Origin of the sequence: Dactylosporangium sucinum (genome assembly GCF_014647515.1) — a bacterium.
GTDB lineage: Bacteria > Actinomycetota > Actinomycetes > Mycobacteriales > Micromonosporaceae > Dactylosporangium > Dactylosporangium sucinum.
In genome coordinates, this window is the sequence record NZ_BMPI01000171.1 from 500 (window position 1) to 2,153 (window position 1,654).

Genomic DNA, 1,654 nt, shown 5'->3' on the forward strand with positions numbered 1-1,654 from the left:
GGAGGCGCCGTCTTGGTTGACCGCGGAACCACGCACGACGCCCAGGACGCGGTGGCCGTTGGCGCGCGCGTCGGACAGCCGCTCCAGGACCAGGACGCCGACGCCCTCGCCCCAGCCGGTACCGTCCGCCGCACCCGCATAGGACTTGCAGCGCCCGTCGGCGGCCAGGCCGCCCTGCCGGGCGAACTCGGGGAACAGCGTCGGCGTGGCCATGACGGTGGCGCCGCCGGCCAGGGCCAGCGTGCACTCGCCGCCGCGCAGCGACTGCGCGGCCAGATGCAGGGCGACCAGCGACGACGAGCAGGCCGTGTCGACCGTGACCGCCGGCCCGGTCAGCCCGAGGGTGTAGGCGACGCGGCCGGACATGACGCTTGCGGAGCCCCCGACGCCGATGAAGTCCTCGACCTCGGGCGGCAGGCCGCCGCCGTGCGTGGCGTAGTGCTGGCCGTTGGTGCCGACGAACACGCCGGCGGTCGTACCGCGCAGGGTCGCCGGGTCGATGCCAGCCCGTTCGAGGGCCTCCCACGAGGTTTCCAGCAGCAGCCGCTGCTGCGGGTCCATCGCCAGGGCCTCACGGGGGCTGATGCCGAAGAACCCGGCGTCGAACTCGGCGGCGTCGTGCAGGAAGGCGCCGCGGCGCGCGTAGCGGACGCCGCCGGCGCCCTTGCCGGTGGCGGTCCAGCCGCGGTCGGTGGGGAAGCTCGTCATCGCGTCGCGGCCGGCGGCGATGAGGTCCCAGAACCGGTCCGGGTCATCGGCGCCGCCCGGGAACCGGCAGCCGACCCCGACGATCGCGATCGGCTCGTCGGCCACCGCCGCGGCCCGCACCACGACCGCCGTCCGTGCCTCCCCGTTCAAGAGCCCGGAGAGGTACCGCGCCAGCGCCGGCGGGCTCGGATGGTCGAACACCAGCGTCGCCGGCAGGGTGAGCCCGGTCGCCGCCCGCAGCGCGTTGCGCAGCTCGACCGCCGTCAGCGAGTCGAAGCCCAGCTCCTTGAACGTCCGGTCGTCGGCGACCCCGTCGGCGTACCCGAGCACGGCCGCGGCCTGGCCACGCACCAGCTCCAAGAGTTCCTCGAGGTCGGTGAGGCGGCCCGGCGTCCGGGCGGCCGGCCGGGCGGCGACGCGGACGAGGCCGCGCAGCAGCGCCGGGACATCGCCGGTGGGCGCCGGGTTGAGGCGCATCGGCACGACGACCGCGTCGTCGCCGGCGACACCGGCGTCGAACAGCGCCAGCCCCTGCTCGGCGGACATCGGCAACGCCACCCGCATCAACCGCTGGCGGTCGCCTTCGGTCAGCCGGCCGCCCATCCCGGCGGCCTCCTCCCACAGGCCCCAGGCCAGCGACACCGCGGGCAGACCCTGGCTCCGGCGCCACGACGCGAGCCCGTCGAGGAAGCCGTTCGCCGCGGCGTAGTTCGCCTGGCCGGCGGAGCCGAGGATGCCGGCGGCGCCCGAGAAGAGCGCGAACACGGTCAGCGGCAGGTGCTGTGTCAGCTCGTGCAGGTGCCACGCGGCGCCGGCCTTGGGGGCCAGGACCCGGGCCAGGCGCTCGGCGGTCAGGGACTCGAAGATGCCGTCGTCGACGATGCCGGCGGTGTGCACCACACCCCGCAACGGCCACCGCTCCGGCACCCCCGCCAGCACATCCGCC

General features: G+C 75.8%; 1 pseudogene. It reads right to left on the reverse strand.

From position 1 onward, the window contains the following. Window positions 1-1,617 (reverse strand): annotated as a pseudogene (locus IEZ31_RS55605) (beta-ketoacyl synthase N-terminal-like domain-containing protein); the annotation flags it as partial. Between the last annotated feature and the right edge of the window lie 37 nt (window positions 1,618-1,654).